Here is a 16357-nt window from a genome sequence, read left to right on the forward strand (position 1 = left end):
GCTCCATAAGTGCGGCCTTGCCCGCGTCAGGGCTGGCACGGGTTTACAAGGCAATCCGCGCAAACCAGCTTGGCCGCGCCGCCGGAAGATGAGGTACGGCATCGAGCAAGGCTCGGGTATAGGCCTGACGCGGCTGGCCGAGCACCTGGGCTGCCGCCCCTTGCTCCACCACCCTCCCCCCTTGCATCACCAATACCTGGTCACTCACCTGCTCCACCACCCCAAGGTCGTGAGAGATGAACAGGCAAGCCAGGTTCAGCTCCGCCCTGAGCTCGGCCAGCAATGCCAGGATGCGCGCCTGCACCGACACATCCAGTGCCGATACCGGTTCATCCAGCACCAGTACCCTGGGCTTCATGGCCAGCGCCCGGGCAATCGCGATGCGCTGCCGCTGCCCGCCCGACAATTCCAGTGGGCGGCGGTCGAGCAACCCCGCCGGCAGCTGCACCCGCTCCAGCAACGCCGCTGCCTCGGTGCGCTGCAACGCACGCGGTACCCCCGCATGCGCCAGCGCCTCGGCCAATACCCGTAACACGGTGTAGCGTGGGTCGAACGAAGCCAGCGGGTCCTGGAACACCACCTGGATCCCCTGCCGTGCCTGGCGCTGCTGCGCGGCGGACAACGCAAGCCAATCCTGCCCGGCCAGTTGCAGGCTGCCTTGCTCCGGCCGCTCCAGCCCCAGCAGGATGCGCCCCAGCGTGCTCTTGCCGGAACCGGACTCGCCTACCACGCCAAGGGTTTGCCCGGCGCGCAACTGCAGCGACACTTCGTCCAGCACCTGACGCAGCCGCCCGTCCGGGCCGACAAAGGCCTTGCTCAGGCCGCGCGCCTCCAGCACCACCGGTTGCTCGTCCACGACATTCTCCATCAGCGCCAGGGCAGGCGCCGCCGGACGTTTGAAATGTACTGCCCGAGCCGCGCTCAGCAGGCGTTGGGTATAAGGGTCCTGCGGGTCCTGCAAGATCTGCTCGACACTGCCTTGCTCCACCACCACGCCATGGCGCATCACCGTCACCCAGTCGGCCAGGCGTGCGACCACGGCCAGGTCGTGGCTGACCATCAACAGGCTGTTGTCGCGCTCGCGCAGTTGCTCCAGCAGGTCGAGGATCTGCGCCTGCACCGTGGCGTCCAGCGCGGTGGTGGGCTCGTCAGCAATCAACAGGCGCGGCTGACAGGCGATGGCCGAAGCGATCAGGGCGCGCTGCCTGAGGCCTCCGGATAACTGCCAGGGGTATTGCCGGGCACGGACTTCAGGCTCAGGCACTCCGACCTGACGCAACAGCTCGAGCACCCGCAGACGGCGCTGCTCCGCGGCCAGGTCGGTGTGCAACAGCAATGGCTCTTCGATCTCTGCCCCCACGCGCCGCAGCGGGTCGAGCGAACCCAGCGCATCCTGCATGACAAAGCCGATATGCTCGCCACGCAAGCGCTGCCACGCGCGCTCGTCGAGCTGGCGCAGGTCCTGCCCGGCAAAGGCCAGGCGCTGCGCCTGCACATGAGCGCCGGCGCCGGTCAGGCCGACCAGGGTACGCGCCGTGACGCTCTTGCCCGAGCCCGATTCGCCCACCAGTGCCAGGCACTGCCCTCCGCGCAACTGCAGGTCGACGCCGTGCACCACTGGCACACCATTGAAGCTCACGTGCAGGCCGCGGATGTCTACCAGCGGTGCCTGGTTCTTCTTGAAGATGCTCATGCGCGTCTGCCCTCGCTACGGCGCAGCCAGTCTCGGCCAATGACGGTGATGGAAATGACAGTCAGGGTGATCGCCAGCGCCGGCCAGGCCATCAGCCAGGGCGCGTTGGCCATGAAGTTGCGCGCCACTGCCATCATCGCGCCCCACTCCGGCGCGGGAGGTGGTGCACCGAAGCCCAGGAAGCTCAGCGCAGCGGCGGCGGTGATGGCGCCACCCAGGCCGATGCAGGCCAGGATAAATACGGGCTGGACGGCGTTGGGCAGCACATGCCAGAACACCACGGCCAAGCGCCTGCGGCCCAGCGTGACCGCTGCTTCGACGAAACTGGCACGCCGGATGGTCAGCGTCTGGGCGCGTACCAGGCGCGCATAGCGCGGCACCGAGGCGATACCGACGGCGAGGATCAGATTGCTGGTGCCTTGGCCGAACAGGGTGATGATGACCAGCGCCAGTAGCAGGTCCGGGAAGGCCAGCAGTACATCGACGGCGCGCATCAGCAGGTTGTCCAGCCAGGCTGGAGCGAGGCCGGCGAGCAAGCCGAGCAGCGTGCCCAGGCCAAGCCCGACCAGGGTGGCGGCCAGGCCGATGTAAAGCGATGGGCGGGCGCCATGGATCAGCCGGCTGAGGACGTCGCGGCCGTTCTCGTCACTGCCCAGCCAAAAGGCGGGGCTTGGCGGGTGGTAAGCCAGGCGGGCGTCGGCGGCCAACGGGTCGGTTGGCGAGAGCCAGCCGGGGAAGATTACAGCCAGCAGTAACAGGCCCAGGGTGATCCAGGCCAGCGCCAGGCCAGGGCGAATCTGCCACCTGCTGGTCGCTGTGTTTGGTATGGAGACGATTGCGTTCATGTCTGTCCTTCTTGTGTCGCCTGTACTGGCCTCTTCGCGGGTAAACCCGCTCCCACAGGAGCACAGCAAAGGCTGAATTCGTGAGGTCCCTGTGGGAGCGGCTTTAGCCGCGAACAAGGGCGAAGCCCTTGCCATGTGGGCTACGGCGCCGGGTTGGGAATACGCCGGTGCACGGCCTGGATCTCGGCCAGTACTTCATCGCTCAGTTGCACATCCAGTGCACTCAGGTTCTCCTGCAGTTGCAGCAAGGTGGTCTGCCCGGTAATCGCACTGGCCACGAACGGCTGGCGTATGACGAAAGCCAGGGCCAGTTGCGCCGGTGTCAGCCCATGCTCCCGGGCAATCCGCACGTAGCTGGCAATCGCGTTGTTGGCCTCCTCGCTGCCATAGCGATTGAACGTGCGATACACCGACGACAATCGCGAACCCTCCGGCCTTGCCCCGTTCAGGTATTTGCCGGTCAACGCCCCGAACGCCAGCGGCGAATAGGCCAGCAGGCTGACCCCTTCGCGATGGCTGAACTCCGACAGGCCGTTCTCGTACAAGCGGTTGAGCAGGCTGTACGGGTTCTGGATGCTGGCAATCCGTGCCAGGCCTTTGTCCTCGCTGTGCCGCAGAAACTGCGCCACACCCCACGGCGTCTCGTTGGAAACACCGATATGGCGCACCTTGCCGGCCTTGACCTGTTCGTCCAGCACCGCAAGGGTTTCTTCGATGGCTGCCGTTTGCGGATGGTCGTCGACGTAGGGGTACTCACGGATGCCGAAGAAGTTGCTGGTGCGGTCGGGCCAGTGCAGTTGGTAGAGGTCCAGGTAGTCGGTCTGCAGGCGGCGCAGGCTGCCCTCCAGGGCGGCGACGATGTTCTTGCGGTCGTGGTGCGACAGGCCATCGCGGATGTGCACCTGGCCGCCCGGGTCACGGGCCGGGCCGGCGATCTTGCTGGCCAGCAGGAGTTTGTCGCGGTTGCCACGGGCCGCCAGCCAGGTGCCGATGAAGCGCTCGGTGGTGGTCCAGGTTTCAGCGCGGGTAGGTGTGGGGTACATCTCGGCGGTGTCGATGAAGTTGATGCCTGCAGCAAGGGCAGCGTCCAGTTGCTGGTGAGCATCCTGTTCGCTGTTCTGGTGGCCCCAGGTCATGGTGCCGAGGCTGAGCAGGCTGACTTGCAGGTTGGTGTGGCCGAGTGGGCGGTAGCGCATGGGTGCATCCTTGTGAATGTGTCGGGTTTCAGATCCTGGGGCTGCCTTGCAGCCCATCGCCGGCAAGCCAGCTCCCACAGGTGGGGCGCAAAGCGCCCCTTAAGCAGCAAACTGGTTGTGTGCCTTGGGCAACCCCAGGTGCTCGCGCAAGGTGGTGCCGGTGTATTCGGTGCGGAACAACCCACGCTTCTGCAGCAGCGGTACCACCTCTTCGACGAATACCCGAGCACCCGACGGGAACATGTCGGGCATGATGTTGAAACCATCCCCCGCCCCCGCCAGGAACCACTCGGCCAGGGTATCGGCGACCTGTTCCGGGGTACCGACGGCCAACCGGTGCCCGACCAGAATCCGCCGCGACAACTGGCGAATGGTCAGGTTCTCGCTGCGCGCCAGGTTCAACTGGGCCTCCAGAAAACCCTGCGACCCCCGCTCGAAATCCGCCACCGCGCCAATCCGTTCCCACGGTAACGGCGCATCGGGGTCCAGCTCGCGGGGGTCGATGCCGATACGCCCCGCCACTTGCTGCAACAGGCCGTGCTCGCCATGCCAGGCATTGAGCTCGTCGAAGCGTGCATGAGCCTCGGCCTCGGTGCTGCCAATCACGGTCGACAGGCCGGGCATGATCTTCAGGTGCTGCGGGTCACGGCCCCAGGCTTTGGCCCGTGCCTTCATTTCCCGATAGAACGCCTGCCCGTCGGCGAGGGTGGTCTGGGTGGTGAAGATCGCATCGGCATAGCGTGAACCGAGTGCCTTGCCACCTTCGGAAGAGCCGGCCTGCACCAGTACCGGCCTGCCCTGCGGCGAGCGCGGCAGGTTCAGCGGCCCCTTGACCTGAAAGTGCTTGCCCTTGAAATCCAGGGTGTGGACTTTGCCCGGGTCGGCAAAACGGCCGGCACTGCGGTCACCGATGATCGCGTCGTCCTCCCAGCTGTCCCAAAGCTTGAGGGTCACATCGACGAACTCCTCAGCCCGCCCGTAGCGGTCTACATGCAACGGCGCGCCAGCCAGGCCGAAGTTCTGTGCTGCCGCATCACCGGCATTGGTTACCACATTCCAGGCTGCGCGGCCGCCGCTGATGTGGTCCAGCGAGGCAATTCGCCGGGCCAGGTTGAAAGGTTCGTTGTAAGTGCTGGAGCAGGTCGCGATAACGCCGATGCGCTCGGTGGCGGCCGCCACTGCGGTCAGCAGCACGGTCGGTTCCAGGCGCCCGCCGGGCTGGGCGGACACATCCGGCGGCAACGCCGGGCCATCGGCAAGGAAGATCGCATCCAGGCAACCGCGTTCGGAAATACGCGCGATATCGCGGTAATAGTTGACGTCGATATAGGCGTCGATTGCCGCTTCACCCTGGCGCCAGGCGCCGGAGTGCGAACCGAAGCCGAGGATGTTCATGCCCAGGCTCATCTGTTTGGTAGTCATGCCGATTCTCCTGATCAGACTGCGCTGGCTTCGTCGCCGCTGCCCTGCCCTTCGCTGGCGCTGGCATGAAGGGCACGCCAGGCCTGGGCCGGGCTGATGCCATTGAGGTAGTAATTGCCCAACGCCTGCTCGCGGTAGATCGCCGGGTTGTGCGAAGCCAAGGTGCGGGCATTGCGCCAGTGGCGATCGAGGCGCCGGGCATTGCTGGTGGCCGATGCGCCCCCGACTTCGAACAATAAGGTGCTCGCTTCCAGCACTTGCGGCAGCACAACCTGCTGCGCCTGGAAGGCATGGATCTCGGCATCGGTGTAAAGCTGCTCGGCCACCTCGCCGTGCTGCCCGGCTTCGAACACCGCCTGCAGGCTCTGGCCCACGGCGGTGACTTGCGCATCGGCAGCGAAGGCCAGGCTCGACAGGCGGCCGATCACCGCCTGCACCCGCGGGTCTGCGGCCGGCTGCGACTGCCCCGGCACGCCAAAGGCGCGGGTACGGCCCTGGACGAACGCTACGGCATCGGCCAGTACCGCATGGCCGATACCCGCCAAGGTGGCCAGATGCACCGCCTGGTAGAACGCGGTCAGGTACGACTCGGCGCGCAACTCGCCCTTGGCGAAACGGCGCAGCACATGTTGCGGCGGCACGCTGACCCGGGTGAAACGGGTGGTGCCGCTGCCGGTCAGGCGCTGGCCGAAGCCGTCCCAGTCGTCGATCCGCTCAACCCCCGGCGCGCGGGTCGGCACCACGAGGCTGACAAAGTCGTCGCCGTGGTTGGCCACTGCCGCCACCCAATCGGCGTACAGCGTGCCCGTGCAGTAATACTTTTCGCCGTCCAGGCGGTAACCACCCTCGTCTTCGCTCAACTGCACGGTATTGCCGGTACTGTCGGTGCGCTCGGCCATGGCCGCGCCCCACAGCTCACCGGCGACCACGCGAGCGAACCAGTAGTCCTGAGAGGCGGCGTCACCGGACGACAGCCGCCCCTCGACGAAGCCGAAGTGAGCACGGAAGATCTGCGGCAGGTTGGAGTCGGCTTGCCCCAGACGCACCAGCTGGCGCAGCAACTGCGGCAAGGTTGCGCCTGAGCCGCCGTGGCTGCGCGGCACGCGCAGGGCGCCGAAGCGGGCCTCGCGCAACCAGGCCACCGGCTCATGGGCCAGGGTGCGCTGCTGTTCGCGGGCCACCGCGCCTTCGGCAATTCGCGCGTAGACCGGCGCGAAACGCGCATCCAGTTCGGCATCGGTAATCGTGGTTTGGCTCATGATGGTTCCTTTTTCGTGAATTCAGACGCGTGCGGTGCGCGGGTCGATGGCCTGGGTCGCCAGGTCCACCAGCAGGTTGACCAGCACGTAGATCGCTGCCGCCAGCAGGGTGACGCCGAGCACCAGTGGCACGTCCTTGCTGGCGGTAGCGTCGAGCATCAAACGGCCAATGCCTTGGCGGCCAAACAGCAGTTCCAGCACCACGGCACCGCCGAGCAGGCTGGCGAACACGTAGCCGGCCAGGGTCACCAGCGGCACCAGGGCATGACGCAGGGCGTGGCGCAGGCACACAGCGATATCACCCATGCCACGTGCACGGGCCTGGGTGATGAAGGGTTGTTCCAGCACCTGCTCCAGCGACTGGCGCAACACCTGGGCGAGCACCGCCGCGATCGGCAGCGCCAGGGCCAGGCTCGGGAGTACCAGCGAGCGCCAACCGCCAGACCCGGACGGCGGCAGCCAATGGAAGTGGAACGCGAAGGCCAGCAGCAGCACGGTGCCGATCACGAAGTTTGGGGCCGACGACAGCAACAGCTCGATGCCCGACACCACCACCCGCAAACGCCGCCCGCGGTTAGCGGTGAGCAGCGCCGAGGCCACCGCCAGCAGCACCGCCAGCACAGCCGCGCTGCTGGCCAGCGCCAGGGTCGCGGCGGCCTGCTCGCCAATCGCCTGGCCGACCGGTATGCGCAGCCGGTACGACTCGCCCAGGTCGCCCTTGGCCAGGCGCGCCAGGTAGTGGCCGTACTGCACCCACAGCGGTTGGTCGAGGCCGTACTCGGTGCGCACCTGCGCCAACAACGCTTCGCTCGGCATCGCATCCGGGCCGCCGAGAATCGCCAGGGCGGTGTCGCCACCGCTGTGTTGCATGCCGAGAAAGGTCAGGCTGGCCGCTGCCCATAGCACGACCACACCGTCACGCAGACGGCGCAGCAAGATCGTCAGCAGTTTCATGGTTGCTCCTTGGCCAGCCACACGCTGGTGAACAGGGGAACATTGTGCGAACCATCGAACAGCACGCCGCCGACCGCATTGCGGTAGGCCAGCAGCATCTGGCTTTCCACTGAAGGCACAGCCGGCACTGTCTCGCCCAGGCGCTGCTGGGCCTGGCGATACAGCTCGCGGCGTTGCGCCGGGTCGGTGCTGCGCCGGGCGGCGCCGAGCAGCTGGTCAAGGGTGGCGTCACGGAAGTAGCCGACGTTCTGACCGATCATTCGTGTGCTGGGGATGGATTGGCTGTGGTAGAGGATGTACAGGCCATCGGCCGTGTTGGTGTGCCAGTAGCCGCCGCCGATGGCGTCGAAGTTGCCGCGGTAACGCAGCTCCATGACCTTGCTCAGCGGCAGCAACTCGATGCGCAGGTCGAAGCCGACCTTGCGCAGGTCCGCCTGGGCCGCCACCGAGACATTGGCCGGGAACGCCGGATTGTCATAGGTCAGCAAGGTCGCCCCGAGGCGCTGGCCCGCACGGCTGCGATAGCCTTCGGCATCACGCTCGGTCCAGCCGGCTGCGTCGAGCAAGCGCCCGGCTTCGGCCGGGTCGAAGGCCAGGGTGTCGCGGGCCACCGGGTCATAGCCAGGCGTATTCACGGCAAGGAAGTCCCCCTTGGCCAGGTATTCGCCGAAACCGGAAATCCATGCCAGGCCATCACGGTCGATGGCCTTGGCCACTGCCTGACGCACCCGCACGTCATCGAACGGCGAACGTTCGACATTGAAGGTGATGCTGCGCGACGGGTTGCCCTTGCGAATGCGATTGCGCAGGGTCAGTTGCGGGTTGGCGCGGATCGCCGCGGCATTCTGCGCCGGTGCATCCAAGGCCATGTCGTTGTCGGCAGCTTCCAGCGAGGTGTAGCGGATCATCGCTTCGGGCACGTAGCTCAGCTCGATGCCATCCAGATACGCCTCGCCCTGGTGGTTGATCGCCGTCGGCGCCCAGTTGTACCCCGGGCGGCGAACAAAGCTGGCACGCTGGTCGCGCACCCAGCCGGTCAACACAAACGGCCCGGTGCCGATGGGCTGACTGGCGATGGTCTTCGGCGCCTCGAGGATCTGCCGTGGCGAGATCATCCCCAGCCAGGCCTGCGACAGTACATCGAGAAACGGCGCATAGGGCGCACGCAGAGTTGCCTCGAATGTGTACTCGTCGACCACCCTCCCCTGCAGGTATGGCGCGATATAGGCGGCGGCCAGTGGCGACTTGGTCGTCGGGTCGCGCATGTGTTCGAGGTTGACCCGTACCGCCTCGGCGTTGAAGCGCTCGCCATCGCTGAAAGTGACGTCGTCACGCAGGTGGAAGGTGTAGGTCAGGCCGTCGGCGCTGATGTCCCAGCTTTTCGCCAGCCACGGAGTGAGGGTGCCGTCTTCGGACTGGTACACCAGGCAATCGAACAGGATGCGGCCCATCCACTGCATGTTGCCATTGGACAGCGCGTGGATATCGAAGCTGCCAGCGTCGCTCGCCGCCGACACGCGCAGCGTGCCACCGCGATTGCCGGGTTGCTGCTCGACGAAATCGCTGGCCGGGTAGCGCATCACGCCGTTCACTTCGCTGAGCGCTTCGCCCTTGAGCGGCGCCTGGCTCTGCGCGGACATGGCGGGTGAGCAGGCGACAACCAACAGTGCGCTGGCCACCAGGCATGTATTGAATAATCGAGAATTCAGCTGCACAACGGGCCCTTTATATAGACGGCTACATGAAGGGCTATTGCAGTTGTCGTGCCAGCGCTAACACAGCGCATTCGTTGAGGTTAGTTCAATCCGCCTGACGCATTAACCATACAAACTGTTTCATCCCTGTTGCGCTGACAACATCCAACCCTTTGGGCTGCGCTGTCGCGCAGATAACTGAAATTGCAAGCAACCCGCGTCCCCTGTGGGAGCGGCTTTAGCCGCGAAGAATCCAACGCGGTGCATGGCACCGGCTACGCCGGTGTTCGCGGGCATGCCCGCTCCCACAGGGATCGCCCAGCTTTTAGAAATTGAGTAAGACAGTTGCTCCCACAGGTTGCGCCATAGCATTCGGATATTTGGATATAACCTGCACTGTTCCGCAAACAACAGGGGCGCAACAAAATTTGCTGTTTTATTCAGCACTTCACACTAAAACTTTGCCCACACCCCCAAACTTCCGGCCTTTCGCCAGCTGGCACAGAAACTGCTCTCACATATTCCGACAGGCCTGACTATTCCCATAGAACGCCGAGGACCTACGATGACTTGCAAGGAATTCAACGATGCGTGCGATTCAACCCCATCCACTGCGCCTGGCCATCCGCCACGCCGCCCTGGCCACTGCGGCCACGGCCCTGCTGGCCCCGGTCACGGTACTGGCCGCTGAGCAAACCCTGGGCACGGTGACCGTGCAGGCTGCCAAGCAATCCGAAGTGCAACAGGCCGCCAGCGCCCTCGCCGAGGTGCCCGGCGGCACCAGCGTGGTCGACAGCGAAGAGGTCGCCAAAGGCCGCACTGCCACACTGCAGGACACCCTCGGTTACCAGCCCGGGGTATTCGTGCAGTCCACCGGCGGCAACGACGCTGCGAAGATCTCGATCCGCGGCTCCGGTGCCAATACCTCGCCCGGCTATTTCCGTGAGGGCATCAAGTTCCTGTTCGACGGCCTGCCGCTGACCGGCCCTGGCGGCACACCCTACGAATTCCTCAATGCCAGCGGCGTGAACTACACCGAGATCCTGCGCGGCGCCAACGCCTTCCAGTATGGGGCGCTGACCCTCGGCGGCGCGGTCAACTTCGTCAACCACAGTGGCTACAGCGCCCCTGGCCTGCGCGTGCGCGCCGAAGCCGGTAGCTACCACTATCAGAAGCAGAGCATCAGCTACGGAGGGGTCGAGGGCGACCTGGACTACTACCTGCAGGCCGACAACTACCGTAACGAGGGTTTTCGCGACTACAGCCTGTCGAAAAGCTCGGGCATCGTCGCCAATGCCGGCTACCGCTTCAGCCCCAAGCTGGAAACCCGGCTGCTGCTGCGCTACCGCGACGAAACCCACAACGACCCCAGCGCCACCACACTCAACGCCGCACTGCACCACCCGCGCCGTGCCAGCGCCACCGCCGAGAGCAGCGGTGCCGGTGCGCGCCGCCCGGGCAGCATCTGGGTAGGCAGCAAGACCACTTATACCTTCGACGACGATGCACGGCTGACCTTCGGCCTGTCGTATCACGACTATCGCCATACCAACAGCCCGCGCAGCCCGAGCAATCCCAGTTACTGGGACTGGCACGACCTCGGCCTGCTGTTGGGCTATGATCGCGTCGACTACCTGTTCGGCCACGAAAGCCGCAGCAACATTGCCTTCACCTCGACCCAGCACCTGCGTGGCGGGGTGAACTCGGCCAATGACGACAAGCTGTCGCTCAAGCAGGTCAACTACAAGGATTCGTTCGACCGGGTGATTGCCCTGGGCAACGATATCAACCTGGTCGACAACCTCTGGCTCACCAGCGGCGTGTCGTTCATCAACGTGCGGCGCAAGATCAACATCGACCACGCGGTAAACCCCAACACCACCACCTTCCCGCAGCACGTGGACTACGACAACTGGAGCGTCGCCCCGCGCATCGGCCTGCGCTACGAGTTCAGCCCGAACCTGCAGGTATTCACCAACTTCAGCCGCAGCATCGACCCGCCTGCTTCGTGGGAATATTCAGGCTCCGGCCCGACCCTGCCTTACATCCGCCCGTTGGTGGAGCAGAAGGCCAACACCTTCGAGGTCGGAATCAAGGGCTCGCATGGCATCTTCGATGGCAGCCTGGCCCTGTACCGCTCGTGGATCCACGACGAGCTGCTGAATGTGCAGATCATCCCCGCCACGTCATCGTCGGCAGCGGTCACTGGCGCCTTCAACGCCTCACCAACCATCCACCAGGGGGTCGAAGCCGGCCTCAACACCCGCCTCTGGGAAAACCCTCAGGGCGACCTGGTACGCTGGCGTCAGGTGTACACCTACAACGACTTCTACTACCGGCATGACGACACGTTCGGCGACAACCAGCTGCCGGGCGTGCCCAAGCACATCTACCAGGGCGAACTGCAGTACCAGGACCACAGCGGCTGGTACAGCGGAATCAACGTGCAGTCGGCCTCGCGCACGGCAGTGGACTACGCCAACAGCCTGTATGCGCCGTCGTACACCATCTGGGGGGCGAACCTGGGGTATGAGGCGCCGAAGGGCAACTGGAAGGTGTCGCTGGACCTGAAGAACCTGGCGAACAAGGCATACGTGACGGCAGTGACGCCGGTGTACAACGCGCGCGGGCAGGACACTGCGTCGTTCTGGCCGGGAGACGGGATTGGTGCATACGTGGGGGTCGAATACAGGTACTGAGCAGGCGGCCACGCGCTTGATGGCACGTCCGTTGTGCATTCGAAACCGAGCGACGTCCCACGGTGCTCGGTTTCGAGGAGCGCTGTTCGCGCCGAAGGGCTTCGCAGGGTAAATGGAAAGGTTTCAGCATTGACCTGAATCAATCAAACGCCATGGGCGGTGTTGTAAACAGCACACCGAACATACGGGAATGAAGTTTGATGAGCCAGTCCAACCAGGCAACCAGAATTATCTGCAACAATCTTGAACTGGCCGATCAGTTGCGCCAGTTGCTGGCGCCTATCGCACCTGATTGCGAGGTGCTGAGCACGCCTGACAATTGCAGTGCCGTACCGCTTTGTCGCTGGCTCGGTGAAACACAGTTGGGCTCGGCTGGGCAGGTACAGGCTGCACTGCTGGATGCCACCGAGGTGCTCGCACAGACCCGACACGCCTTCAAGTCCCGCGAACTGGGTTTGCTGCGGCGACGCTTGGTTGCATTGCTGGATAAATTGTCGGAAGATCCCCAATGATGTAAATGTGCCATCACCAGGTTCCGCCCTGCGGGAACCGGCTTTGCCGAGCAGGATAATAGGCCTGAAAGACGAAGCGCCGTGGCAACAAGTTCTCGAGCAGAACTTGTTGCCACGGCGCTTTTTTTTGTTCAGCACAAAGGAATCTTCTCCAACACCGGGGGATGTGAATGAAGGTGACAAAAGACCTCGAGGAACTGCTCAAGCGTATCCGTCTGGATCACGCCGAGATTGTCGAACGCTTTCGTTTTCTTGACTGGAGCGGCGAAGATGCCAGGCGACTAGGCGCAGCAGCTCAGTACATGGCCCCGTCCCAGCAGGCTTTCGTCGACCATCTGTACCGTCACCTGGCGGAATTCTCCACGCCGTCTGCGTTGCTTCGCACACCGGAGGTCACCGCCCGCTTGAAGCAGAGCCAGGCTGAGTATTACCAGTGCCTGTGGGGCGGCCCCTACGATGAAACCTACGTCAACGGCCGCCTGCGCATCGGTGTGATCCACCAGCAGATCGGCCTGGAGTTGAAGTGGTACCTCGGCAGCTATCGCCTGTACCTCGACGACATGCTTGAAAGCGTGTTCGGCGACAGCCCGGATGCCACGCTCTATTCAAGCCTGTTGAAGGCGGTGTTCTTCGACATGACGCTGGCCATCGATACTTACAGTGCGGCCCAGCACAAGGCGCTGGAAGACAGTGAGGCGCGCTTCGCCCGCGCGCTGCGCGGTGCCAACGACGGGCTGTGGGACTGGCATGTCGATCAGGATCGGCTTTACGTTTCGGAGCGTTGGGCCAGCATGCTCGGCCTCAGCCGCGATAGCATCGGCGAGAGCAGTTCCAGCTGGTTCGGTCGCGTACACCCGGACGACCTGCCGGATTTTCGCCATGCCATCGATGCCCATCTTCAAGGGCAGACATCCTCCGTTCACCATGAGTACCGGATCCGCAAGCACAACGGTGACTATATCTGGGTCCTGGTGCGAGGGGTCGCCGAAATGACCACCCCTGGCGAGCTGCGCATGGCTGGCTCGCAGTCTGATATCAGTGCACGCAAGGATGCCGAGCAGCGCCTCCAGCATACCGCCCAGCATGACCCGTTGACCGGCCTGGCCAACCGTATCCGGCTTGACGAGCAGATGCAGAAGACCTTCAGGAAGCAGCGCAAGGGCGGTGACTACGAGGCGCTGCTGTTCATCGATCTGGACCGCTTCAAGCTGATCAACGACAGCCTCGGCCATAACGTCGGTGATCGCGTGCTGGTGGAAGTTGCAGCGCGCTTGAAAGAGTCGCTGCGCCCCACGGACCAACTGTTCCGCTTCGGCGGCGACGAATTCATCGTCCTGCTTCACGACCTCACCTGCGACCGCGACGCCGAGCAGATATCCCAACGCATCCTCGACAACCTGCATCGACCGCTGTACATGGACGGCCGTACCCTGGTGGTCAGCGCCAGCATCGGCATTGCGCCATTGCACGACGATGGCAAGGCCCTGGATGTCCTGCAGGCTGCCGACCTTGCCCTCTACCGAGCCAAGTCTGCTGGCAAGGCGCGGTTCGCCCACTACGACGAAACCTTGCAAGACACCGCACAGCAGCATCTGGAACTGGAGTCGGCGCTAGGCCAGGCACTCCAGCAGAATGAATTCGAACTGTACTACCAACCCATTTATCGCCTGGGCCAAGGGACACCGCTGGTGACCGGGGTCGAAGCGCTACTGCGGTGGCGCCATGGCGAACGTGTGATCTCGCCACTTGAGTTCATCCCTGCGCTGGAGGAATCCGGCGAGATCATCCGCGTTGGCGAATGGGTACTGCGCCAGGCCTGTCAGCAGACCCGGGCCTGGCAACTGGCCGGGCATGAGCGCCTGCGCTGCTCGGTGAACATTTCCAGCACCCAATTGCAACAGGCCGACTTCACCCTCCGGCTGATCGATATCCTGCAAGAAAGCGGCCTGCCTCCCGCCAGCCTGATCCTGGAAATAACCGAAAGCCAACTGATGCATGACGACATGGACACATTGGCCTGTCTGCACGAGTTGACCAGCCTTGGTGTCCTGCTGGCGCTGGATGATTTCGGCACGGGTTACTCCTCGCTTGGCTACCTGACGCGCTTTCCGCTGCACATCCTCAAGCTCGACAAGAGCTTCATCACCGGCGTCCCTTACGAGAACAAACAGAGCGCGATCAGCCAGGCGATCATTGTTCTCGGCCGTAGCCTCGGCCTGGAAGTAGTGGCTGAAGGCATCGAGAGTTCCGCCCAACTCGAATTCGTGGTCGGTGAAGGCTGCCACTACGCCCAAGGTTACTGGTTCAGTCGGCCACAACCCGCCGCCCAGATACAACACCTGCTCAGCACAGAGGACCGTTTCGAGGGAAGCGCAGTTGCGCGGCGCGTACCAGTCAGTTCAGGAGAAAAACAATGAAAACCAATCTTCCGGTCAGTGGTCGTGCCGTCGAATTCAGCGCAAACGCGAACATTCTTTCGACAACCAACCCCAAGGGCGCCATCACTTACGTCAACCCCGACTTCATCAACATCAGCGGGTTCAGTGAAGCCGAACTGCTTGGCGTCAATCACAACATCGTGCGCCACCCGGACATGCCGCCGGAAGCCTTTGCGCATCTGTGGCAGACACTCAAGGCTGGGCGCTCGTGGATGGGGCTGGTAAAAAATCGCTGCAAAAATGGTGACCACTACTGGGTCAGCGCCTACGTCACGCCGATGCAGCGCAATGGCGAAACAGTGGAATACCAATCGGTTCGCACGCTACCGGCCAAAGCGCTGGTACAAGCCGCAGAACATGTCTATGCGCAGTTGCGTAGTGACAGAAAGGCCAACTGCCTGCGTATGTCACGGCTATCCGTGGGCATGCGCCTGGCACTCGCCAGCACTGGCGTGAACCTGCTGTGCTTTGCTGCCTTGGGCTCGCTGGGCGCGTTGGCCTGGAGCCATGCCGCCCTCTCCATGATGCTGTCGAGCTTGCTGCTCGGCGGCCTGTTGCGCTTCAGCCTGCGCCCCCTCGACGCCCTTGCGCACAAAGCCAGGAAGATCGCCGACAACCCTCTGAGCCAGATCCTCTACAGTGGCCGCCGCGACCAATTTGGCCAGATCGACTTCGCCCTGCAAATGCTCGAAGCCGAGACCCGGGCAATAGTCGGACGCATTGCCGATTCGTCCCGCCAGTTGAGCAAGGAAGCCGAAGCGCTCGTGTCTGCAGTGGACAACAACAATTGCGCGACCCTCCGGCAGCAGGGAGAAACCGCCCAGGTAGCCAGCGCAATAACCCAGATGGCCAGCAGCGTGCAGGAAGTGGCGCGCAACGCTCAGCTCACTGCCAGCGCCGCGAACCTGGCCAATCAGGAGTCCGACCGCGGCCACCAACTGGTCGAGCAGACCCGCCAGCACATTGATAGCCTCGCCAGCGAGGTGCAACAGACCAGCATGGTGATTCATCAACTGGAACAGCATGGCAATGAAATTGACCGCGTGCTCGAGGTCATTCAAAGCATCGCCGAACAGACCAACCTGCTGGCCCTCAACGCCGCCATCGAGGCTGCCCGCGCCGGTGAGGCCGGCCGCGGTTTCGCCGTGGTCGCCGACGAGGTGCGCGGGCTGGCTTCACGCACTCAGCAATCCACCGCCCACATCCAGGGCACCATCGAAACCTTGCGCCGCTCCACGGGTAGTGCCGTGCTGGCGATGCAGCGCAGTCACAACAAAGCTGAGGTCAGCGTCGAACAGGCACTGCTGGCTGCCCGGGCGCTGGACGGGATCACCCAGCGCGTCGATGAGATAAGCGGCATGAGTGTGCAGATCGCTGCCGCCGTAGAGGAGCAGAGCGCGGTGGGTGACAGCATCCAGTGCAACCTGGCCGGTATCAGTCAAACCACCCAGAAAAGCGTGCTTGCCAGCAACCAGAGTCGCACCACTGCCGCCCACGTCGCCAAGCTGGCCGAGCGCCTGCAACTGCTGTCGGCGCAGCTTTGGGGGCGCCAGGGCAACGAGTGACGGGTTCGAGCTGGCGGTTTGCCGCTGAGCGGCCACCGAAACCTAGCATTCCGCAAACTGATTGACAATTCGTGGAGCAA

Annotated in this window: 11 protein-coding genes and 1 pseudogene; 5 read left to right on the forward strand and 7 right to left on the reverse strand. The window is 63.9% G+C overall.

Features of this window, described 5'->3' with window-relative positions:
* Positions 1-43: 43 nt before the first annotated feature.
* The 7 genes from RIN61_RS02455 to RIN61_RS02485 all read right to left on the reverse strand — a co-directional run bounded on the left by RIN61_RS02455 (position 44) and on the right by RIN61_RS02485 (position 9009).
* On the reverse strand, positions 44-1693 hold the full coding sequence (locus RIN61_RS02455) for a dipeptide ABC transporter ATP-binding protein (protein ID WP_313855581.1): 1650 nt from the start codon (positions 1691-1693) through the stop codon (positions 44-46).
* Entirely contained in the window at positions 1690-2538 is an 849-nt protein-coding gene (locus RIN61_RS02460; RefSeq protein ID WP_112252888.1) for an ABC transporter permease, read from the reverse strand. Before RIN61_RS02460 ends, RIN61_RS02455 begins: the two co-directional genes overlap by 4 nt.
* A gap of 140 nt (positions 2539-2678) precedes the next feature.
* Positions 2679-3734, reverse strand: a complete 1056-nt coding sequence (locus tag RIN61_RS02465) for an NADP(H)-dependent aldo-keto reductase (protein ID WP_313855583.1) — start codon at positions 3732-3734, stop codon at positions 2679-2681.
* A gap of 99 nt (positions 3735-3833) precedes the next feature.
* A complete protein-coding gene (locus RIN61_RS02470) occupies positions 3834-5156 on the reverse strand; it encodes an LLM class flavin-dependent oxidoreductase (protein WP_313855585.1) in 1323 nt (440 codons plus the stop codon).
* A 14-nt stretch (positions 5157-5170) separates the two neighbouring features.
* Positions 5171-6415 carry an acyl-CoA dehydrogenase family protein gene (locus tag RIN61_RS02475; protein WP_112252891.1) on the reverse strand — a complete coding sequence of 415 codons (1245 nt, stop codon included), beginning with the start codon at positions 6413-6415 and terminating at the stop codon, positions 5171-5173.
* A gap of 21 nt (positions 6416-6436) precedes the next feature.
* Positions 6437-7369 (reverse strand): ABC transporter permease, encoded by a 933-nt coding sequence (locus RIN61_RS02480; RefSeq protein ID WP_313855588.1) that lies wholly within the window; start codon positions 7367-7369, stop codon positions 6437-6439.
* On the reverse strand, positions 7366-9009 hold the full coding sequence (locus tag RIN61_RS02485) for an ABC transporter substrate-binding protein (RefSeq protein WP_112252893.1): 1644 nt from the start codon (positions 9007-9009) through the stop codon (positions 7366-7368). Before RIN61_RS02485 ends, RIN61_RS02480 begins: the two co-directional genes overlap by 4 nt.
* A gap of 641 nt (positions 9010-9650) precedes the next feature.
* On the opposite strand from RIN61_RS02485, the gene RIN61_RS02490 reads away from it, so the two are divergent.
* The 5 genes and pseudogenes from RIN61_RS02490 to RIN61_RS02505 all read left to right on the forward strand — a co-directional run bounded on the left by RIN61_RS02490 (position 9651) and on the right by RIN61_RS02505 (position 16277).
* Positions 9651-11762: a TonB-dependent receptor family protein gene (locus RIN61_RS02490; protein ID WP_112252894.1), complete on the forward strand. Its 2112-nt coding sequence runs from the start codon at positions 9651-9653 to the stop codon at positions 11760-11762.
* 200 nt (positions 11763-11962) lie between these two features.
* Positions 11963-12274 (forward strand): hypothetical protein, encoded by a 312-nt coding sequence (locus tag RIN61_RS02495; RefSeq protein WP_112252895.1) that lies wholly within the window; start codon positions 11963-11965, stop codon positions 12272-12274.
* 170 nt (positions 12275-12444) lie between these two features.
* Positions 12445-14691, forward strand: a complete 2247-nt coding sequence (locus RIN61_RS02500; protein WP_215520591.1) for a putative bifunctional diguanylate cyclase/phosphodiesterase — start codon at positions 12445-12447, stop codon at positions 14689-14691.
* Positions 14688-15017 (forward strand): annotated as a pseudogene (locus RIN61_RS26695) (PAS domain-containing protein); the annotation flags it as partial. The gene RIN61_RS02500 and the pseudogene RIN61_RS26695, both read left to right, overlap by 4 nt.
* A 120-nt stretch (positions 15018-15137) precedes the next feature.
* Entirely contained in the window at positions 15138-16277 is a 1140-nt protein-coding gene (locus RIN61_RS02505) for a methyl-accepting chemotaxis protein (protein WP_390899144.1), read from the forward strand.
* The last annotated feature ends 80 nt before the right edge of the window (positions 16278-16357 follow it).

It is taken from the genome of Pseudomonas inefficax (genome assembly GCF_032164165.1).
Taxonomy (GTDB): Bacteria; Pseudomonadota; Gammaproteobacteria; order Pseudomonadales; family Pseudomonadaceae; genus Aquipseudomonas; species Aquipseudomonas inefficax.